Raw genomic sequence first — 21,172 nt, forward strand, 5'->3', positions numbered from 1 at the left:
CTTAAAAGAAGGTTTTTCCGGACATAAGAGATTTATACGTCCCACTATCCGTTAATTTTAAGGACATATGCCGATTTGCAAGGTCTCCTGTCAGGCGCTGTTACGTGCAGGCCTTCCGCATCTCTTGTAAAGGCTAAGCTGCCGGGACAGCCCGGCATGGTTACTGCTTCCACAGGCCTTTCGTAAACACCGCTATTTCCCAGTGCACGGATATGGAACGTTCCGTCTTCCGGCCAGCCCATGGCAATCACATACAGCGCGTCATTTTTCACAGTGAAACGGAATTCTCCCTCCGACGGATCCGAACCGCTTCTGTCAATTGCCCTTCCCAGATCCACCTGCTGTCCCAGCTTCCCTGCGTCATAATTCCCTTCGCCGGCCGCAGTCCGGCCTTCTGCCGCGATGGTAAAAGGAGTGGTTCCATAAATTGCCTCCCCGTTAAGCGCCAGCCATTCTCCTACTTCATTAAGTATCCTTACCGCATCCGGGTGGAAAGAGCCGTCCGCATAGGGTCCCACATTCAGCAGCAGATTTCCGTTTTTGGATACGATATCGCACAGCTGACGGATGATACGTCCCGAGGAACGGTATTTGGGGTTCTCCACCATACTCCATGTCGTGGGATGATCCTCCAGACGATCATCCACCTGCCAGGGGAAGGGCTGGGGCTCGGTAAATCTTCCGCATTCAATATCGAACACCCCTGTTCCTTCCGGGTAATCCTCCCTTTTATAGGTGATAACCCCATCTTTTTTCCCCTTGGTATTATAGAAATAATCCGGTATGGAGAAACGGATATCTTCATCAATTATGACTGCACGGCTGTCAAAATAAACCACATCCGGATCATACTTATCAATGACCTCATACACCTTTTCCTTCCAGTTTTCGCAGAATTTCCTGTCCGGACCGCAGTGCGGATTGGCCCGATTCGCTTCCAGCGGCACAATCGGCCCGTAATATTTCTCATTGCCCGGCAGATACACATCCGCTTCCACATCCGAGGACATAAACCAGCCCCACAGCCACTGATGGTGGAAGGTAGCCAATGTGCGCAGGCCTTCTTTACGGAAGGCCTCAAAGCATTCTCCCAATACATCCCTTCCGGGGCCGAAATTCACACTGTTTACCGGATTCACCCGGCTGTCCCACATAGAGAAATTATCCGCGTGCTCTGAAACAGGCCCCGCATATTTTGCGCCGCTTCTTACGGCAAGTGCCGCCCATTCTCCGGGATCAAATTTCTCCCCCTTCATCATGGGATAAAAATCCTTATAGCCGAAATCGTGCACGCTTCCGAATGTTTCCTCATGGTGTCTGTAACAGGGATTTCCCTTTTCATACATACGCCGTGAATACCATTCATCCTGATAAGCCGGTACACTATAGGGGCCCCAATGAAAAAACAGGCCGAATTTAGCATCCCTGAACCATTCCGGCACTTCTTTTTTTACGGAATTCCAGTCTACTTTGCTCATAGCGATTGCCTCCTGATTGTTGTTATAAGGAAATTGTAGCAATCGCCGGGGAGAAATGAAATCGGATTATATTACTAATGCATAGCAATATAGTAAACTGACTGATATCTATGGCAGGAAAATTTCATAGAAAATACGGGGTAAGGAATAAGAATTTTACAACAGGCCGTATTCTTTGTAGAGCTTTTTCCTGTATTCCCTGTCTTTTGTCGCTCTCAATAAATCCTCTGTCCGGGAAGAGGTCAGCAGTTTTTCGGTTAATGCAGCGAATTGATTTTCTCCTCTTATCTTTCCTCTTTTTTCTCCTCTTCTCTCGCCTCGGAGTTCTCCCTGTTTTTCTCCGATTACCCTGCCGCGTTCTTCCGCCATTTTTTCAATCTGTTCAAATGCAAGACACATATCAGATCTTTCCCCCTTTGTTTTATATTTCCAAAGACAATCATTCTTTTTTGCTGCTGTTTTGCACACTAATAGTTTTCACAGCAGGCTTCCTATCATCTTACGTAAAAAGTAGCATCACAATAGACCATATTCTTTGTAGAGCTTTTTCCTGTATTCTCTGTCTTTTGTCGCCTTCAATAAATCCTCTGTCCGGGAAGATGTCAGCAATTTTTCGGTTAAGGCTGCGAATTGATTTTCACCTTTTACCATTCCTCTCCTTTCCCCTCTCTTTTCCCCTATTCTTTCGCCTCGGACCTCTCCCTGCTTTTCTCCGATTACCCTGCCGCGTTCCTCCGCCATTTTTTCAATCTGTTCAAATGCAAGACACATATCCACTACTCCTTCCTTCGTCTTCTGTTTCCGGCGCCACCATTTTCCGACCTTTAAAATCTCACAAAGGAAATCAAAGGTTTCTTCTGCCACCTGGCTGCATTCCTCTTTGTGCTCTTCTATATAACGCTTCATTCCCTCTCCGTCTCCCGCCAATGAAAGCAGGGAAAAAATCAAGCGCCAGTCTGTCCTGAAATTTTGAGGGTCCATCTCGGATGCCTGTATCAGGTTTATTTTATAATTTGCCAGAAAAGGCCGCATAGCCCTGAATTCATCCGGAATGGCAAGCATATCCCAGAGTTCCTGCGGTCCTTCCCATTGTTCCAGTCCATAATAAACACATAGGGACAGCACCGGGGCAAGACTGTCATCCGGAAGTATTCCGGACAGAAACTGCGCGCTGTCTTTCAAATCCTTCTGTTCCCTGTGCTTTATTTCCAGTTGTTTTACCTGCTCTGCATAGTTCATGGCATCGTAGAGCATCTCTCTTACAGGCATGGCGTAATGGCTCTTCGCCTGCCCTTCCACACCGTAAACAGCATACTGCAGCTGCCCGGATGCTTTTCTGACCGCATCCCGGTATCTTCTAATCGTCCGTTTCTTTCCTTGCCTGTCCGGAACCTGAAGCCGGTTTTCTTCCGCTGCAGGTTCCAGCATATAAGGTTCCAGGACCTGTTCTCCCTGAAACAGAGCTCCGTTAAACAGGTCACAAAAACAATCCGGATTCTCCAGAAAACGTCTGAATGCAGAATCCTTTTCCTGCGGCATAGCATGTACCTCCTTTGAATTTATCGGGAAATTCAAAGGATATGTACTTTATACAGACCATTATATATAAACAGCCTCCGAAAAGCAATACTTTGAATTTCATTGAATGGATTTTCGGCCGAACTGGCCTGAATCATAGAATGTAACGGGAATGTTACATAAAAAGATGTAAAATTGGTATATCATATTTTTCGGGATTGTGCAAGGGGTTGTGGAAAAAACGACAAATACATCCATCACCGGGGGCCTCCCTCCGCGTCTTTTCCTTCCTCTGTGGGGCGGCTGTGGGTGTGTTTTCGGAGCCAGCCTCAAAAATGGGGTGTTTCTAAATGTTCCGTTCTGTCGGGAGGCTGCCAACGCGGCAAAACTCCTCGCCAGAAGTTTTTAGCGAAGGGCTTTAAGCAGTCGGGCTCGTCAGACAAGCCGCTAAGGGCGGCAGCCTCCCGGCAGAACGGAGCATTAAGAAACATCACCATTTTTTCCCATGGCTCCGAAAACACACCCACAGCCGCCCGCAGAGGAAGGAAAAGCGCGGAGGGAGGCCCCCGGTGATGGATGTATTTGTCTATACGTAGTTGGCTGTATGAAAAATAGGGAAGGGGAAAAGGAACCCGGCAGGGAGGGAGAATGGGGGACGGGTTCCTTATTTTGAATATAAAGATAACTTGAAGGGGGCGGATTTGGGATTGGTTTATTGTTGGGGGAGGCGGATTACGGCTGCTGCGTGGGCTTGCAGTGTGAGGGAGCCGTTTAGGGGGGTGTCTGTGAGGAGGTCTGTGCCGTATATGTTTTCTATTTGAGCGGGGGTGGGGGCGTAGTTCAGGTAAAAGGAGTAGTTTCCTTCTTCGCCGGTTCTTGTGTGGTATTCTACGCCCTCGGGGAGGTTTTTGAGGGTGATTCCTGCGTCGGTGAGCATTTGGGTGAAGAGGGGGCGCATTTGGACGGGGGCGGTTCTGGCGGCTATGTAGTAGGCTTTGCCTTTTCCGTATTGTTTGCGGGTTACGGCGGGGGTTCCCTGGTAGAAGTCGGAGGTATAGGCGGCGAGGATTTCGGCATCGCGGACGCGGAGGATTTCGGCGTAATCTTTTACCTGCCATTCCATGGAGGCGTACTCCGGGGTGAAGCGGATTTTGTTGCTGTCAGAGGGGTATAGGGTGTCTATTTCTTCGCTGATAATTCCGAAGAGGTCGGAAAGGCCGTCTCCGGGGAAGCCTCCCAGGTAGCAGAGTTGGTCTTTGTCCACGTAGCCGGTGAAGTATGTGGCGACAAGCTGGCCGCCTCGTTGTACAAAGGCTTTGAGGCAGGAAGCGGTTTGGGGCTGCAGGAGGTAGAGCATGGGGGCAATGAGGAGATCGTAGTCGGTAAAGTCGGCATCGGAGGGGAGGATGTCCATTTCCACTCCCAGCTTCAGGAATTCTTTCCAGATTGCCATGCAGGTTTCTTCATAGGCTTTGGTTTGCTGGCTCAGGGCTTTTGCATCCTGGATGGCCCAGCGGTTGTCCCAGTCAAAGAGTAGGGCTGTCCTGGCTTTTACGCGGGTGCCTGCTGCAGGGGCTATTTTTTTCAGGAGTTCTCCGACCTGGGCGGTCTCACGGAATATGCGGGTGTCGTCCGTACCGAGGTGGTCCACCACCGCTCCGTGGTATTGTTCAAAGGAGCCGCGGCCTTTGCGCCATTGGAAGTATTGGACGGTGTCGGAGCCGCAGGCTGCGGCCTGCAGGCAGGCCAGTTTGTGGATTCCGGGGCGTTTGACTTTGTTGCAGGGATGCCAGTTCACCAGGCCGGGGGCGCTTTCCATCAGCATGAAGGGTTTATCTTTTTTCATGGAGCGCATGATTGTATGGTGGAAGGCGTTGTCTGCCATGGTGTCAAACAGGGTTTCTTCGTCGTTGTGGAATTTAGGGTAGCTGTCCCAGGAGATGATATCCAGTTCTTTTGCCATTTTGCGGTAATCAAGGCCGTTATATAGTGTCATGAAGTTGGTGGTTACGGGGATGTCGGGGGTAATTTCCTTCAGTACGCGGATTTCTGACTTCAGGAAATCGGTCATGTTCCAGGTGGTGAAACGTTTCCATTCCAGGTTCAGGCCCATGATGCTGCCCTCTCCGTCCGCAAAGGGAGGTTCTATCTGGTCAAAGCTGTCGTAGCGGTGGCTCCAGAAGGCAGTCCACCAGGCGTGGTTCAGTTTTTCAATATCGTGGTCAAAGGTGTCGTCCAGGTATTGACGGAATCTCTGTACGCACAGGGGGCAGTAGCATTCTCCGCCGAGTTCGTTGGATATGTGGTATAAAAGGAGGCCGGGATGGGATCCAAAGCGTTCTGCGAGTCTGCGGTCAATTTCCGCTGTTTTGCGGCGGAAGGCCGGTGAGCTCATGCAGTGGTTGTGCCTTAGGCCGTGGTGGTTGCGCACGCCCTGGCGGTTCACCCGCATGACCTCGGGATATGCGGCGTCAAGCCAGGCGGGGCGGGCTCCGGATGGGGTGGCGAGAATGGTGTAGATTCCGTTCTCGTACAGGTCATCCATGATATGCTGCAGCCAGTCGAAGTGGTATTCTCCCTCTTTCGGTTCGTAGAAGGACCAGGAGAAGACGCCCAGGGTAGCGCAGTTAATACCGGCTTTTTTCATCATTCTTATGTCTTCCTTCAGAATGTCCGGCCGATCCAGCCATTGTTCCGGGTTGTAGTCTCCTCCGTGGATAAATCCTCCGGCCTTGGGGAAAAGAATTGTTTTTTCCATATGTTCTGCCTTTCTTTATGCGTTGTTTTCTGTTTCGATCTTAGCCGTCAGCACGTCGCCGGGGGCTATGATGATGCGGCCCGTAAGCGGCTTTTTGTCGGTAAGGCCGGTCAGCTTTTGGGGGCCGAAATCAACCCAGGCTTCTGTTTTATTATGGTTTATGGCAAAGATTGTCTTTGCCTTATCGGATACGCGCAGGCACAGCTCCACACCTTCGGATGAGGGGTATAAGGGCTGAAGGCCGCATTCGTTGCAGATATGGCTGACCAGTTCCTCCAGGAACCGCTGTTCGGGCTGGGTACCGATATAATAGGCGCGGCCTTTTCCGAAAAAGTTTCTGGTGACGCAGGGAGTGTCCGCATAAAAGTCATCCTTATAGGACGCGAGAATCTCAGCGCCGCCCTCGGGATGTATGATGTCGCACAGGAAGCCGCAGTCATATTCATTTTCGGACAGCTGGAGGTTATCGGTTAAGCGCATCCGGTTCTTTTCATAGGGGCGCAGGGCATCGGTTTCTTCCACCCAGATGCCGAGCATTTCCTTTAATTTTCCGGGATAGGCTCCGAATACACAGCGGTCGTTATCATCCGCCAGGCCGGACATCACTGTCGTGATCAGGGTGCCGCCTTTTTTTACAAATTCCTGGAGGCGTTCCGCAACGTTTTCTTTTTCCATGTAAAGCATGGGGGCCAATATGAGATCATAGGAGGACAGGTCCGCGCCGTAGGGAAGGATATCCACAGGTATGTTCTGCCGGTAGAGGGTTTCATAATACAGGGAAACCGTCTTTAAATAGTCCATGTCCTTACTGGGACCGCTTGCCAGTTCGAGGGCCCACCAATTATTCCAGTCAAACAAGAGGCCTGCTCTGGCGGGGGTGCGTCCTTCGAGGAAGGTGTCTCCTATGGACTGCAGTTCTTTTCCCAGCAGGGAGCATTCCCGGAATACCCTGGTGTCTTCTCTGCCGGAATGGCTGATAATGGCTCCGTGGAATTTTTCCTGTCCCGCAATGGACTGTCTCATCTGGAAAAACAGGCAGGTGTCCGCGCCGTGAGCCATGGCCTGGTAAGAAAGCCTGCGCACCTCGCCGGGTCGTTTGAGCAGGTTGTAAGGCTGCCAGTTCTGCTGGTTAGGTGACTGTTCCGTGAGAACAAAGGAACGGCCGCCTTTCAGGCCTCTCATGATGTCATGCTTCATCGCCACAAAATACGGCGGATCATCCGGCCAGGGATAGTTATCCCAGCCGACTATATCCAGATCCTTTGTCATGGTAAACTGATCCAGCTTCTTTATGTAGCCGGACATATTGGTCTGGATGGGGATTTCCGGATTGTACCGTTTGAGCACTTCATATTCGTTCCGGAAGCATTCCGCTGTGGAGTCGGTGACAAAACGCATGTAGTCCAGCTGGATGGCCGGATTGAAGCGGTAGTCGTCGTTCAGCTCCGTGGGCGGGGTCACTTCTTCAAAGCTGGTGAGAATTCTTCCCCAGAAGGTGGTATGCCATCTTTTATTCAATTCCTCCACCGTGCCATAGCGTCTTCGCAGCCATACCCGGAATTTGGCCTGGCATGTGGGGCAATAGCAGTAGGTCCCGTATTCATTGGATACATGCCACATCGCCAGGGCCGGATGGTGAGCATAGCGCTTTGCCATTTCATCCGCAATCGCCGCGGCCCGCTCCCGGTATTTCAGGCTGTTGACGCAGAAAAACACTCTCATGCCGTGGGTGCGTTTCCTGCCTGCGATGTCCACAGGCAGCACCTCCGGATATCTGGTTGACAGCCATGCCGGCTGGGCTGTGGTAGGAGTCGCCAGGCATACGTGAATGCCTGCCTCCCAGATTTTATCGATGATGCGATCCAGCCATTCAAAATCATATACTCCTTCGTCCGGTTCCAGCTTCGCCCATGAAAAAACAGGAAGGGTCAGCAGGTTTATGCCCGCCTTTTTAAAAAGCCGCATATCCTCTTCGATTGTCCTGTCATCCCATTGGTCGGGATTATAATCTCCGCCGTAATAGATTCGATCCGCTTTTTTCATCTTTATTTATTCCTCTCTTCTTTGTCTGCTTCCTGTCCTGTTTCATAGCACTCCACCACGGGAATTTCCGTGATGCCGGTGGCAGGGATCTGCAGATGGGTGGAGGCGCCGTCTTTCCGGCTCCATACCAGTGTGGTAAATACCTGCAGCTCCAGCCGGTTCTCTCCGTCCTTCAGAGCTGCGGTTATATCCGCCCGGGCGGGGAACCCGGCAAGGAGGCCCAAATCCGTATCATTAAGCTTTACCCTGACACAGTCTGACGCTTCCGGGATAAGAAGCTTATAGCACTTTCTGTCTTCTTTTTCCCCCTGGAACAGGCACTCATACCGGTATACACCGGTAAAGGATGGCCAATAGCCCGGCCCGTTAAGATTAGGAAGTTCTTCTCCTGCCCGCAGCAATCGTTCCCCGGTAAAATCCGTTTCCGGCCACTGCGCCCTGGAAAGCTTCCAGTCCACACACAAAGGCTGTGTTCCTGTGCATACAGGGAAGGGCTGTGTTGATTGTATATTCTTATCCAGCACCACGAAAACGGCTTCTCCCGGATCCAGGGACAGCGGGAATTCCTGCCCTTTGAGATAATAGCTTTCCGCCCTGTTTCTCCAGGGGTCATACACCGTCACACTGCCATAAGCCTTATCCCGTATGCTGACACGGGCTTTCACAGGCCTGGAAACACTTTCATTAAAATACATGGCTGTCAGGCCGTCAGGCCTGCGCAGAAGGAAGCTGCGCAGTGTCCGTTCTCCGTCTTTTACCGTAAGCTCCCTGTTTCCCAGCTTTTCTTCCCATTTTTCCACGGCTTCCCCGATTTCCGAAAGGCTGACTGTCTGCGCACTCTGATCCCAGCCCGGGGGAAGCGGCCTGCCTAGAGTGTCCGCTTCCGGCAGGGCGTCTATGACAAACACCTTCAGCCCTTTCCGGGCAGCGGATACCAGAAAACGGGCGGTTTCTCCATCCAGGTATCGGGAAAAGGGAAGGATCAGGCAGGGATACTTCTCTTTTCCCAGTACCAGCTGTCCCTCCTCTATGGATGCCGTATTTTCCCGCAGCATATCTGCAGGCACCACATCATAATCCAGCTGCCGCTCCATCAGCATCCGCCCCGGTTTGTGGAAAAACATGGCGTTCCCCGCGCTCCATTCCGACTCCGCATGGTAAAGGATGGCGGCGTCCGCCATATGGATGCCTTCGCTTAACAGATGGGCGCTCCGGTTCATATATTTCATAAGCGCAGCAAAACAGGCGAATCCGGGATTTCTTCCCCTGGCGTAAAAATGGGGAGGGCAGTCCCTGTCGTTCTCCTGCATGGAAAAGGCATGAGGCGTAAAGGTATTGATTCCTCTCACCAGCATGTGGTTTGTCAGCCATTTCATCAGGGAATTCCCTTCCGCCCAGCCATAGTTCCCGAAAATCTCACAAAGCGCCCTGCCTTTTTTATTCGCCTGGATATGGGCTGCGGAGCTTCCCAGCTTTGCCAGTCCGAAATGGAAAAATTCGCCGTCCCGATCTCCGGCAATCCATTGATGCACCGGTTCGGTAAATCCGGGAACAATCTGGTGATGCACCACATCGATGCCCGCCATATGCTGTCCTTCCATTTCCCGGAAATAATGGCCGATGCTGCAGGCCATCCGGGTGTGGGCATTATCATCCTCGATGATATGGCCGATATATTCCACGCCGTGCGCTTCACACCAGCTTCCCAGCTGTCCGGAAAAGCAGGTTCTCACCAGTCCGGTCATCTCATCCATATAGGTAACCCGTATTCCGGGCGTCTTTTCTCCCGATTCATACCATAAAGCCGGCAGGTCAGCCAGGAAATCATCGCCCCATTTTTCCCGCAGAGCCGCTTCCAGCTGTCCGCTCCAGGGAAGCTTTCTGTCCTTCTGCCCCATCGTATTATCGAAGGGATAGCCGTTCACATTTCCCAGCTCCGGTTCGTCAGAGAAGAAACCGGCTATGGTATTTCCGAAATATTCCGGGTACCGGGCATAATGCTTTTCATGGACCTCGTCAATCAGGACTCTGACCGAATCGGAATCCAGCAGATTCATATAATCCTCTCTGCCGCCTCCCGTCTGCGTGGTATAAAGGACAAACAGGCGGTACGGTCCCGGAGGCAGATCGAAATAGACAAAACCGTTCTCATACCGGTCCGTCAGATCCATGATTCCATCCCCGCTGACGGCGAGTGTCTGCCCGTCCGGCTTCGGGACTGCCAGTATTCCCAGCAGTTTCCCGTCAGGCTGCAGAAAGTTTTCCACCAGCACCGCTCCGCTGCGGCAGGGACCGCAGATATCCATATGGCGTTCCGCCAGATATACCTTTTTCTTCTCTGGGTTCCTGATAAATCCTCCGTTGGCATGGCCTGTAGGGAATTTATCATCATCCAGGATCCAGACCCGCATTCCTCTTTTTCTGGCTTCCGGAAGGATGAAATCCAGGTTCTCCCACCATCCCGGGCCGCAGAAATCCGGATGGGGACGGGATTCCAGACAGATTTCCCGGATGCCGCATTCTTCGATTTTTACAAGCTCCTCCCGGATGGTTTCGTTATCCTCTCCCTTCATCCAGAGAAAAGGGAGTATATGGCTGGGGGCTTCTCCCCGCAGCAATGCATCCAATCGTTCCATATGCTGTCATCCCTCCTTTTTCTCCCAGACCGGTTCGCTCGCAGCCACGCAGATGGTGCGGTATTCGCCGTAAGCCTGCGTGGGATCGCCTTCCGTCCAGGGACGTGTGGCACAATAAAAATGATACAGAACGCCCTCATAATACACCACCGAAGCCTTATGGGCATGGCCGCTGTCGATGCTGCCGGGTGCGCCATAGGGCAATATGGGCTCTCTCACCTTTTCCCAGCGGATCAGATCCGTTGAAAGAGCCAGCCCTTCCTGTGCATGGGTATGGCCGTCCTCATATATCTTCCCATAGCCAAAATAGTAATTTATCCAAAGGCTGCCGTCCTTTACAATACAGGGATCGGATACAAACCTTTCATCCCAGGCCGTCCTGTCCACACGCAGTACCGGATTGTCTGTGCAGCGGGTCCAGTGAACCAAATCCTCGGAAAAGGCCATCCCTGTCTGCTCCGTCCACCGTTCTTCCTTATCTTTTGCATTATAAAACATATGCCAGGTTCCCTGATTTTCTATGATGCAGGCCTTATAAAGCCCCCCGGCTTCCCACTCTTCCCCGTCCTTCCAGGAGAAAACCGGTTTTTCGGGAAAATGCCAGTCCAGCAGTTCCTCATCCTCACACCAGGCCAGCCCGATTTCTGCCGGGCCGCTTTCATATCCGGTGCCGGGGTAGGAATGGTACACCAGCCAGTACCTGCCGTCCACCTTTCTCAGGCGGGGAACGCCCCACAGACTGTCACTTTCCTTAATCATCCATGTGGCGGCGCCGCCGATACGATCCCATCGGCCGCTGTCCATATGCCGTTTCAGGATCACGCCTTTATGGGTCCAGTGAAGCAGATCCCGGCTCACCGCCAGCGCGGACTGGTATCCTTTTCCGTCAAAGCCCGTATAAAGCATGTGAAACAGGCCATTATGCATGAACACAAAGGGAATATCCACCGCCATTTGGTCAAATGCCCCGTCCTCCCCTGAGCCATGCAGCACCGGCCGGGGGCAGCGGAAGAGTGTCAGATATTTCCGTATTCTCTCATCCGTTAACTCAATCATTTATTTTCTCCTTAAAGTCCGGGAAAAGCTCTCCCTTTTTTATTACACGATCTACGGCTTCCTCCACGGAATTCCCTTTCCGATCCACGATTTTCATCCTCACCGTTCCCCCGGTTCCTGCTTCCGGCAGAATCGGCGGTTTCCGGTAATTCCCCCAGGACAGGTGAGGGAAGGAAAATGCCTGGTTTATCATGAATTTCACCGGTTCGGTCCGTTCGCCGGTGAGAACACGCAGGTAATCCAGGACAATATAACAGTCCGATGCATCCTCCGCTTTCTCACCGCATACCTCGATTCGGATGGTATGCTCCTGATCCGGCAGGTCCGTTATGGAAAAAATCGGAATATGGTACTTTTTATCATAGCCCGCACAAGAACAGGAAAAGTCCACGCCTCCCGCACGCTGGCTGCATTTATGTGCAATCCTCTTTCCGTCAATATAAACATCAGCCATTCCATAAGTGGTATCCTGCGGGCCGTACCAGACGATACCGGTTCCCGTAAAGGTGCACTCCGCCGCCGCTCCTTTTTCCCTGCTCCACATTTCCGTGCCGTTATAGCTCTCTTTTTTATCCTCCGCCGGATACCATGTGCCTGTATAACGGATCCGCTCATCCCGATTCGTGATGATCCATTCCGGGGGATCCAATGGTTCCAGACGGATATGGATGCTGCCGTTTCCGTTTTTCCTGTTCCTGACGCAGCCCGTAATTCCTCTGCTTTCACCGGTTCTGCAGCCGCTCTGCGTTTCCTCACTCACCACGCCGATCGCCGCACTGTCCCCGCTGCCGTACAGCCAGGCCTCCGCCACATTTACCTTGGTACTCCTGAAATCATTGGTACCTTTATATTCTACATCATAGAAACCGTTGAGAATATCGTTTTTCATATCCTGGCTCCAGGGAATGTCAGGCTTTATCCCCCACACCGATCCTTTTGAAAACCGATGGGCCGTTCCCGTGTGTCTGGAAATATGTTCCTCCGGATACCACGCATAATCATCATCCTGCCGTACCCCGGGACTCGTCCTCCAGGACAGGGTATCCATGGACGGATCCGCCAGGTAGGCGATTCCCAGTTCGTCCAGCCCGCCGCAGTCCACACCTACCCTCAGTTTCAGCTGTTTGGGCAGCTTCTTAAATAACTGCAGGAGGGTATAAGACGTGATAAAGCTGCCGTCCGGTCTGACCTCTATACGCCAGGTCATTTCCAGGGTTTCCCGATAGCCTCCGTGAAGGAGGATAACGGCTCCCTCCGGTGTTTCCTCCACGGAACGGGAAAGCAGATACCATTCCCCCAGCTTCAGATAGGGCGCGTTCAGAATCGGGCCTCCTGTAAGAAGACGTTTTTTTCCTTCCTTTTCCGTATCCGCCCACAGTCCTGCAAGAAGTCCGGTGTCGTTACGAAAGGCCATGGTAAATCCTTTTCCCTTCAAAATGGTTTCCTGCTCCCGGCATTGGATTTCTATGCCGGTATTCACTCTGTTTGTACGATCCGCTGCCGGTTCCGAAAAAAGCTCTTCCTGTTCTTCTGCCGAATCCGGAAGAAGCCCTTCCTGCCGTTCTGCCGGAAGCATCCTTTCGTCCACCTGTATGCCGTCCGCATCCAGAAAAGCCATCCAGATCGGTTCATCCTCTGCCAGCCGTCCGTTATCCGGGCAGATAACCGCCTTCACCGCTTTTGCGGGGCCTGCGGGAGGAAGGAAACAGCCGCCCCGGCAATCCCCGCATTTCCATTCCAGCCGCACCGAGGATAGATTGGTATGGCAGAAACGGTTCTCCACTACCAGGACAAACCTGTTTTCTCTGGTATTTCTTACACAATGAAGAATTTTAACAGGAGAATACGCTTTGCGGGTCATGAAAAATTCAGGCTTTTTCCGCCTCCACACATCGATAATTCCCCATTCCAGCTGGGTATTTCCGCCGTCATAAATATCCGTTTCATCAATTCCGGCCCAGATGGCGCCTCCCAAAGCCCCTTCCGTATTCCAGATGTTATCCCAGAACAGACGCAGCCCTTCGCCCCAGAAGCTCCGTACAAAAGGATCTCTTCTGAGTTCTTCTCTGTTATAGCAGGGAACATGGGCGTATTCATCATGAAGGACAGGCAGATCCCTGCCCGGGGCATGCCCCACACTCACGTTATCTCTTTTTTTCGCCAGATCCGTATCATACTCGGAATAATGGATGCTCCAGATATCCGGCATCTCATGTTCTTCCCGGATCGTCATGGGATAGCTGAACTTTGTCAGCCGGGTGGGATCCTTCCTGTGCACATAACGGTTCAGCAGATCAAAATTGGAACCGCCGAAGGATTCGTTGCAAAGAGACCAGATGATCACACTGGGATGGTTATAATCCCTGGCAAGCACTTCCGTAAAGTGGCTCAGATACCGTCCTGTCTGTTCCGGATCCCGCTGTGTATAAGGCAAGGTTCTCGCAATAAAGGCCAGGGCCAGCTCATCCTCCACATAGATCCCGTTTTCATCGCACAGCTCCAGGAAATACTCACTGGGCGGGTAATGGGAGGTGCGGATATAATTACAATTGGCTTCCTTAAACAGAGCCACATCCTGTTCGATCAGTTCTCTGGTGAGCGCTCTTCCTGCCCTGGGCGAGATCTCATGGCGGCAGGCCCCTCTTAGTTTCACTTCCCTGTGATTTACAAAAAGTCGGTTTCCTTTTTGGGTAAGCTTCCTGAGACCGGTTTTCCGTCTGATACATTCTATCTCTCTGCCCTCTTCCAAAAGGGTCATTTCCAGAGTATACATACGGGGATGCTCCGCGTCCCACAGCTGCGGTTCCGGTATGTCCAGATTTATCGTGTCATATCCGTCCCCGCGGGCCCGGAAAGATTCCGTCCGTGAAACGGCTTCATAGCCATCCGGGCTTTTCAGCAGAAGCTTTATTTTATACAGGCTTTCCGCGCTTTTCATTTCCGTTATTATTTCCGGGCTTTGTACCTCTTCTTTTCCGCTGATATCCAAATCCACCCGAAGAGTGCAGGTTTCCATATCCTCATCAAACAGCGGTGTGAGATAAGCCGCATTCACATAGGCTTCCGGAAGGATGTACATCCATACGCTGCGCAGGATTCCTCCATGGCTGTATGCGCTGACCTGATCCGATTCCTCGTCCATTATCAGCCTCAGCTCCGCCTTTTCCTTTCCGGCCGCCTGTTCCGTAATTTCCGCATTCCATGTGAGGAAACCATTCTGATGGGAGGCTATATATACATCATCCACATAGAGGTCCGCAAAACCATTCACTCCCTCGAATTTCAGAACAATCCGGCTGCCCCGGGGCATCGGGGGAAGCTCTATTTCCTTCCGGTATTCATAATGCCTGGAAAAACCGCTTTTTCTAAGAACCGCCATATCGAAAGGCACGGGAACGGAACGGATACTTCCGTCCTGATAGTCCTTCACTTCCCATTCACCGTCCAGGCAGATCACCGGCTTCTCTATTCCTTCACACCACACGGGTTCCGGCGCCAGGCGGGGAATCACCGGTTCCTCCCGGTTACTCTCCGTTTTTATCGTTCTGTCCTTTATCTGTTCGGCGTTCATTTCCATTCCCCCTTTTCCCCTCCGGAAAGGAGCCTTATCCGGAAGGTCTCTTTCCTTCCCGGCACCAGTTCCGCCGCAGGCCGCATATAACAGCCCCGGACAAGACGGGGATAATTATAATCCTGATTCACATGCAGCCGGATCCCTTCCGGATATCTGATGCCTTCCACCACCGCATAGTCAATGGATGTATAGGTATTCTGGGCGCCTTCCTGCGCCTCTCCAAGAACTGTTACCGTAAGGCTGTGCTCCCCTTCCGGAAGTCCGTGAGCTTCAAACAAAAGCACGCCATACCTTTTTTCATAGCCTCTGCTCATGCCCGGGAAATCCACCTTATCCGGGTACTGGCCGGCAATTTCCGCCTCCTGTCCGTCCAGGCAGATCCGGCACATTCCATAATTGATATCCAGCGGGCCGTATAAACGGATTCCCGTCCCCATAAAGGAAAGATGCATGCAGTCTCCTTTTTTTCTGCTCAGGGTTTCCGTTCCCCTGTAATTGCCGCAGGCATCCTCCATCCGGTGCCAGTCTCCCGTAAAATGCATACGCCCATCCCTGTCGTTCACCACGGCTTCGGGACTGAGCATGGGATCCTTCTGCAGCCTGACGCTGTCGGATCCGTCAGAATATACCGCAACACCAAACCCTTTCTGATCGGTAATTACAGCTTCACAAATATGGTGCCATGACTGCCATGGAGCATCTGCCGCCAGAGACATCCTCTCTTTGGCGCCCTCCGCATCGGTGCAGCAGAAAGTTTCCAGCCCTTCCGCCAGCAGCCAGGAGCCCCCTTTTTCCAACAGGCCTCCCGGAGAAATCCCGATCTGTGCCTTGACTTTATGGGGCATATGCCGGTAAAGACGCAGCACCTCGTAAGAGGTATCAATGGTTCCGTCCGGAGACAGTGTCAGAAGAAAACGGACATCTATCGTTCCCTCATAGCTGCCGGTTATCGTCACCAGCACCTTTTCCCCGTCCTGCTTCGCATCGATCGTTTTTCCTTTCCAGTCTCCCGGCAAAAATCCGGTACAATTCAGCATGGGGCCGCCTGCAAGGACACGCCTGCCTTTTATGGAAGCCTCCCGGAGCAGGCAGTCTTTGCGGGAAAAGAGGAATGCAAATATATGGTTGCCAATAAGCAGCGTATCCTCTTCCTGCTGCCTGATCGAAAAAGCTTCCGATTTTCCTTTGTTCTCCGGGCCGGAGCCTTCCTCTGCTTTTCTTTCGCCCCTGCGTATCAGGGAATATTCCCCGTAACACCGGCCATTGTCCCTGCTTTCAAACCGGATTTCCATGCGCTCCCCGGCTGCCGTCTGTTTACCGGCCCCAGGCAGACGGACTGTTACTTTCTGTCTGCTTCCCGGTTCCCCTGTGAGGCCGTCGGTTCTTCTTTCGGAGCCGTTTTTTCCCTGTACCAGCATGTCTCTGACTTCCCTGTTATTCACAAACAGGCGGCAGACAGATAAATCCGTAAAAAGGAAACGGTTCTCCACCTCCAGCGTCAGTTCCTCCCCTTCAAGCCGGGAATACAAAACGGCCGCCGGCGCATATGCTTTCCGGAGTTCCCGATATTCCGGTTTTGGTTTATGTTCCCGATCCAGAATTCCCCACTCATATTTTCCCATGCCTTCAAAGCTGCCGTCCTCATCCGTTCCCGCCAGCACCGCGCCGCCGAGACATCCGGACGTCCTGTAAGCTTTTTCCCAAAAACGGCTTATGCTTTCTCCCCAGAACCGCCTGACGGCCGGATCATGGAGGATCTCATCCCTGTTATGGCAGGCAACAGGGGACCAGACCTCATGCAGTACCGGCACTTCATAATCCGCCTGTGCGGTCATGTAGCCAATTTCATTTTCTGCCCCCGGCGTATGGAAAATCACCATCTGGTCAAAGCACACATCAAAGGGCTGCCGCCAGTCAATATAATGCACCGGCCAGATATCCATCTGTTCTTCCTCCTCCGGGATGGACATGGGAAGATGAAAAGTGAGAGGACGCAGCGGATCCTGCATGCGGATCCATTCTGCCGCCGCCCGGAAATTCGCTCCCCAGGCGCAGTCATGCCCCAGCGACCAGATGAGGACACTCACATGGCAGCCATCCTCCAGCAACCTTTTCACAGGCTTGAGAAACTCTTCCCGGCAATGAGGAAGATCCTGCAGAGCCGGCTTTTCCTGTCCCACCTCATAAAAAGGAGCCGTATCCTCTGCCAGAAAACCCATTTCATCACAAAGCTGCAGCAGATAGCCGGAAAAAGGGCCATAAATGCTGCGCAGGAAATTGATATGGGCTGCGGCAAACAGCTCCAAATCCTTCTTGGTTCCTTCCCGGTCTTCCTTACGTTCCCTGTAGCATATCCCTCTGAGCTTCAGGGGCGTATGGTTCCAGAGAAGCTCCTTTCCCGCTTTTTCCAGTGTCCGGAATCCTATGTTTTCTTCTCTTACGGCAAGGATCTTCTCTCCGCACTCCAGCGTCACCGCAGCGTGATAGAGAAAGGGATGCTCCGGATCCCACAGGTTTACCCCCGGGCAGAAAAAAACAGCTTCTTTTTCTTCTGTAAGAAACAGCTTTTGTTCCTGCCGGTATCCGTCCGGCCCTGTGAGCAGCAGCCCCATCCCGGCAGACTCTCCGATTCGGCCTGTGAAGCGGACTGTCAGCGCCATTCCATCTTCTCCCTTTTCTCCGGTTTCCAGCCAAAGAAGGTTTTTATTTATCTCCATGCTCCCTGTCTCCTTCCCAAATTTCCACTCCGGACAAAATGCCGAAGGGCCTCAGACACCAGGCCTCACTCCACTCGTCCCCGACAGTCCGGTAGGAATCCGGCCCGTACCATTTGAATTCCTCATTGCAGTTGTGCAGGGTACCGAAAGAATTAAAACGGTTTCCATAAGCACAGATTTCCAGAGAATGCCTCCCTGCCGCCACTCGGCCCAAAGACAGGGTATGAGGGGCAAAGGCTATCAGTCCTGCGCTTTTCCCGTCAATCCATACCTCCAGCACCGGCGCCGTAAAATGAGGGACCTTCACCAGGATATCCTTTTCCCGATCCATTTCAAAATGCATGGAATAGGTTATGCTGCCGCCATAAAAAGGCAGTCCCTGCCGGGTGATATCCCCGAAAGCAAGCTCTGTGGGCGCTGCGGTCACCAGGCTTTTTGTCCCCAGTACACAGACTCCGAACTCTCCCAGGAGGAACAGATTCTCCAGATTGGTCTTTTGTCCGAAGGGGACTTCCAGAAGCAGTTCATTCTCACCCTTCTTAAGTCCGGGAACAGGCACCGTCCGTATAAAAGAATCCGTAAACCAGCCTGTTTCCTCCCGTTTTGGTATCGGACAGGGAATGCCGTTCCAACAGATTCCGATTTTTTCCGGTCTTTCCAATGCCAGCATTAAGCTTCCGGTTTCCACTCGGGATTCCATCTTTAAACGCAGTGTCACCACATCCTTTTCCGGCGCTTCCCGCACTCTCCATGGCTGGATAAAGGCATCCTGCCTGCGGGGATACCCTAAAAGGGCCCGGATGTGATTGTCGATGCGAAGGATATCTTCCTCCGCCTGCCACTCCCCGCCGTTCAGCTTCCACTGTGCCCGGTCCAGCAGCAGTACATTGGGTTCCGCCATGGTAAAGCCATCAGGTTCTGCAATCCAATGTACCATTGTTCCCTTTTTTCCGGTGCTTCCGGAAGGTCCTGCCACAAGTCCGTAAACGGCGGCAGGCATGCCTTCCCGCAGCGGCCGTGCAGCTTCCGGTATTATCGTTTTTTCCGACTTCCCGGATACTCCCGGTATTTGGGCTTCCTCATCTGCCGCCTGCTGTGCATTTTGTTCATCCAGCCTCCATAAAAAGCTGTCCTCTGCATATAAATCTACCGTAAGGCAGGTCCAGCCGTCCTTCTTTACGCTTTCTGCCGCCGTACAGTTTCCGGACAGCGCATCGTATACCGTTACCTGATACGCTCCCCGGATCCGGACCGACAGCCTCTCCGGCTGGCTCACGTTATTGCGTTTACGGTTTACATGGCAGACAAACAGCCATTTCCCGTTTCCGTCCTGACGAAGCTGGTAAAAAAGATGATCACTCCGCTCTCCTGTTTCCCTGCGGATATCCACATCCCTTTCTTCTTCCAGTTCCTGAAGGAGCGCATGCCTCTGAAACGGAATCCGTTTTACCCGGCCGGCCAGCCGTCTTGCCCTGTCATCCCGAATTCCATCCACCAGGGCAGGCGCTTCTCCCAGAAAAATTACATTTCCTCCGGCATCGGCCAATGCTTCCAGCCGGCTGAGCGTGGTGGAACGGATCGTGCGCAGATCCGGCACCAGTACCGTATGGTAGGACATATTTCCCACCGCAAGAGCTGCGCCGTCCGGTGTTTCCCTGATCACACCCGTCCCATTGGGGTATTCTTTTGTTCTGTCCGGGCATTGACCGGGCAGCAGAGATTCCGATATAAAGTCAAAATCCACCAGTCCGAACAGCAGCCATTGGATCAAATCCCGGAAATTATCATCCATCTGATCCCGCAGTTCTTTCGTCTGCGCCGCAGGGCCATAGCTTATCCAATAGGATTCAATGGGATGCACCACCGCTGTACTGACTCTTGCGCAGCCGCGGGTAAGAGCCGTATTCACCCTGGCAAAATAATTTTCTATGCAGGCGTATTTCTCCCACCAGGGAGACTGATAACTGATAGAGGCCGGCCAATCCCGCTTGGCCTCCCCTTCCATGGACATAAAGGCCAGATGGGGACAGCGGATGGTAACGCCCAGAGCTGCCTGCCAGTCGCCCTGCAGCTTATGCCCTTTAAAGTCGAAATCCCAGTGGGTCACTCCATAAAGCTCACTGAGCACCCCTTCTCTTCCGTTCTGGCGTGCCACGCTGACCGCCTGCTTGATGGTGGAATACTCCGGATCTCCGCAGAGGATATCCACTCCCGGAAGCTGCTGGTTCCTGTAACAGCGCATGGCCTCACCCAGGCGCAGTGTCTGGGAATACAAAGTGGGTTCCGACATGTAATGCCCTGTCATAGCGATATGATGGGCTTCACACCAGGCGGCAATCGTATCGGAATAGGCGGATACGAAGCGCTCCGCCAGATGGTCATGATACTGATAACGATGGAGGGAGGCCTTCCCGTCCGGAAGCTCCCACAAAAGCTCCGGCAGCACCCCCAGAAGGTTTACCCCATAGGCCTTTTCATAGGTAGCCGGCAGATCATCCGTAAAGGAAAGGGTTACATCATACTCGCTTTCCCCATCCGGTAGTACCATACTTCCCTTAATCTGGGGTTCGTCCGTAAAAATGGCAGGGATGGATCTGCCGAATTCCTCTCCCAGCACTTCATAATAACGTTCATGGGTGATTTCCAGAAACCGCAGCACGGCTTCCCTGTTCATCACATCCACATAGGTCTGGTCATTGTACCAGGGGCTTTCCTGCATCAGTTCCACATAGGCAAGCCACAGCTTTCCTTCCCTGTATTCTTCTTCCCTGCTGTCATATTCCGGCAGGGAACCTTCTATTTGCCGATAAGACTTAAGGAAACCGTTCTCCGTCTGTATCCGGTAAGCGGTCAGATAATAACCCGCAGGCTTTTCCCCCCGGGCCGCCGCTTTCAGGAATTCCTCCCTGCTGCCGCACATACCTGTCTTTTTCTCCCTGGTGAGCAGCAGATGCCTGGCCCGGTAATTCCAGTTTTCCGTCACCATTCCCCCCGCAGCCCCGGACGGATAACGGTCCTCATCATAAAGCCAGCAGAGCATCCCTCTTTCTTTGGCCTGTTCGTCCGCATAGGAAATAAGCTCCATGAATTCCTCTCCCAGATATTCCGTATCCAGGCCCGTCCGGGGATGCAGATGGGCTCCCCCGAAGCCCATCTTTTGAAAGACTTCCATCTGGCTGCGGATCAGTTCCCTGGTAACCTTACAGTTCCAGGACCAGAAGGGGGTTCCCCGGTATTCACTTGTAGGATTCCTGAATAATTCCATGCTCAGCTGTGGTTCCGAATTTTTTGTATACAGCATAAATTCCTCCCTGTCTGTTGGCTCGCACCCTCTTTATTTATTTGAATTGCCGCCTGTGTCATACTTTCAGTTTAGTAAAACAACAGGACAT

At 52.4% G+C, this 21,172-nt stretch carries 10 protein-coding genes; all 10 read right to left on the bottom strand.

What is annotated here, in order from left to right; all coding sequences use genetic code 11:
• Positions 1 to 44: 44 nt before the first annotated feature.
• The 10 genes from BLA28_RS26925 to BLA28_RS26970 all read right to left on the bottom strand — a co-directional run bounded on the left by BLA28_RS26925 (position 45) and on the right by BLA28_RS26970 (position 21,081).
• On the bottom strand, positions 45 to 1,520 hold the full coding sequence (locus tag BLA28_RS26925; protein ID WP_278336231.1) for an alpha-L-fucosidase: 1,476 nt from the start codon (positions 1,518 to 1,520) through the stop codon (positions 45 to 47).
• A gap of 114 nt (positions 1,521 to 1,634) precedes the next feature.
• Positions 1,635 to 1,877: a hypothetical protein gene (locus BLA28_RS26930; RefSeq protein ID WP_069157117.1), complete on the bottom strand. Its 243-nt coding sequence runs from the start codon at positions 1,875 to 1,877 to the stop codon at positions 1,635 to 1,637.
• Positions 1,878 to 1,994: 117 nt separating this feature from the next.
• Entirely contained in the window at positions 1,995 to 3,017 is a 1,023-nt protein-coding gene (locus BLA28_RS26935; protein ID WP_069157116.1) for a hypothetical protein, read from the bottom strand.
• Between the two features lie 691 nt (positions 3,018 to 3,708).
• A complete protein-coding gene (locus BLA28_RS26940) occupies positions 3,709 to 5,754 on the bottom strand; it encodes a beta-galactosidase (RefSeq protein WP_069157115.1) in 2,046 nt (681 codons plus the stop codon).
• 15 nt (positions 5,755 to 5,769) lie between these two features.
• Entirely contained in the window at positions 5,770 to 7,797 is a 2,028-nt protein-coding gene (locus tag BLA28_RS26945) for a beta-galactosidase (RefSeq protein WP_069157114.1), read from the bottom strand.
• A gap of 2 nt (positions 7,798 to 7,799) precedes the next feature.
• Positions 7,800 to 10,433 carry a glycosyl hydrolase gene (locus tag BLA28_RS26950; RefSeq protein ID WP_069157113.1) on the bottom strand — a complete coding sequence of 878 codons (2,634 nt, stop codon included), beginning with the start codon at positions 10,431 to 10,433 and terminating at the stop codon, positions 7,800 to 7,802.
• Between the two features lie 6 nt (positions 10,434 to 10,439).
• Positions 10,440 to 11,489 carry a glycoside hydrolase family protein gene (locus BLA28_RS26955; RefSeq protein ID WP_069157112.1) on the bottom strand — a complete coding sequence of 350 codons (1,050 nt, stop codon included), beginning with the start codon at positions 11,487 to 11,489 and terminating at the stop codon, positions 10,440 to 10,442.
• The gene (locus BLA28_RS26960) at positions 11,482 to 15,060 is read right to left on the bottom strand and encodes a glycoside hydrolase family 2 protein (protein ID WP_169897310.1); all 3,579 of its coding nucleotides are present in this window, start codon (positions 15,058 to 15,060) and stop codon (positions 11,482 to 11,484) included. The genes BLA28_RS26955 and BLA28_RS26960 overlap by 8 nt, the downstream gene beginning before the upstream one ends.
• Entirely contained in the window at positions 15,057 to 17,780 is a 2,724-nt protein-coding gene (locus BLA28_RS26965) for a glycoside hydrolase family 2 TIM barrel-domain containing protein (protein WP_069157110.1), read from the bottom strand. Before BLA28_RS26965 ends, BLA28_RS26960 begins: the two co-directional genes overlap by 4 nt.
• The gene (locus BLA28_RS26970; protein WP_081365674.1) at positions 17,767 to 21,081 is read right to left on the bottom strand and encodes a type 1 glutamine amidotransferase family protein; all 3,315 of its coding nucleotides are present in this window, start codon (positions 21,079 to 21,081) and stop codon (positions 17,767 to 17,769) included. Before BLA28_RS26970 ends, BLA28_RS26965 begins: the two co-directional genes overlap by 14 nt.
• Positions 21,082 to 21,172 lie beyond the last annotated feature (91 nt).

It is taken from the genome of Eisenbergiella tayi (genome assembly GCF_001881565.1).
Classification (GTDB): Bacteria; Bacillota; Clostridia; order Lachnospirales; family Lachnospiraceae; genus Eisenbergiella; species Eisenbergiella tayi.

Coding starts and splice junctions, on each gene's coding strand:
- BLA28_RS26930 (WP_069157117.1), bottom strand. CDS start 1,877: ATGTGTCTTGCATTTGAACAGATTGAAAAAATGGCGGAAGAACGCGGC.
- BLA28_RS26935 (WP_069157116.1), bottom strand. CDS start 3,017: ATGCCGCAGGAAAAGGATTCTGCATTCAGACGTTTTCTGGAGAATCCG.
- BLA28_RS26940 (WP_069157115.1), bottom strand. CDS start 5,754: ATGGAAAAAACAATTCTTTTCCCCAAGGCCGGAGGATTTATCCACGGA.
- BLA28_RS26945 (WP_069157114.1), bottom strand. CDS start 7,797: ATGAAAAAAGCGGATCGAATCTATTACGGCGGAGATTATAATCCCGAC.
- BLA28_RS26950 (WP_069157113.1), bottom strand. CDS start 10,433: ATGGAACGATTGGATGCATTGCTGCGGGGAGAAGCCCCCAGCCATATA.
- BLA28_RS26955 (WP_069157112.1), bottom strand. CDS start 11,489: ATGATTGAGTTAACGGATGAGAGAATACGGAAATATCTGACACTCTTC.
- BLA28_RS26960 (WP_169897310.1), bottom strand. CDS start 15,060: ATGAACGCCGAACAGATAAAGGACAGAACGATAAAAACGGAGAGTAAC.
- BLA28_RS26965 (WP_069157110.1), bottom strand. CDS start 17,780: ATGGAGATAAATAAAAACCTTCTTTGGCTGGAAACCGGAGAAAAGGGA.
- BLA28_RS26970 (WP_081365674.1), bottom strand. CDS start 21,081: ATGCTGTATACAAAAAATTCGGAACCACAGCTGAGCATGGAATTATTC.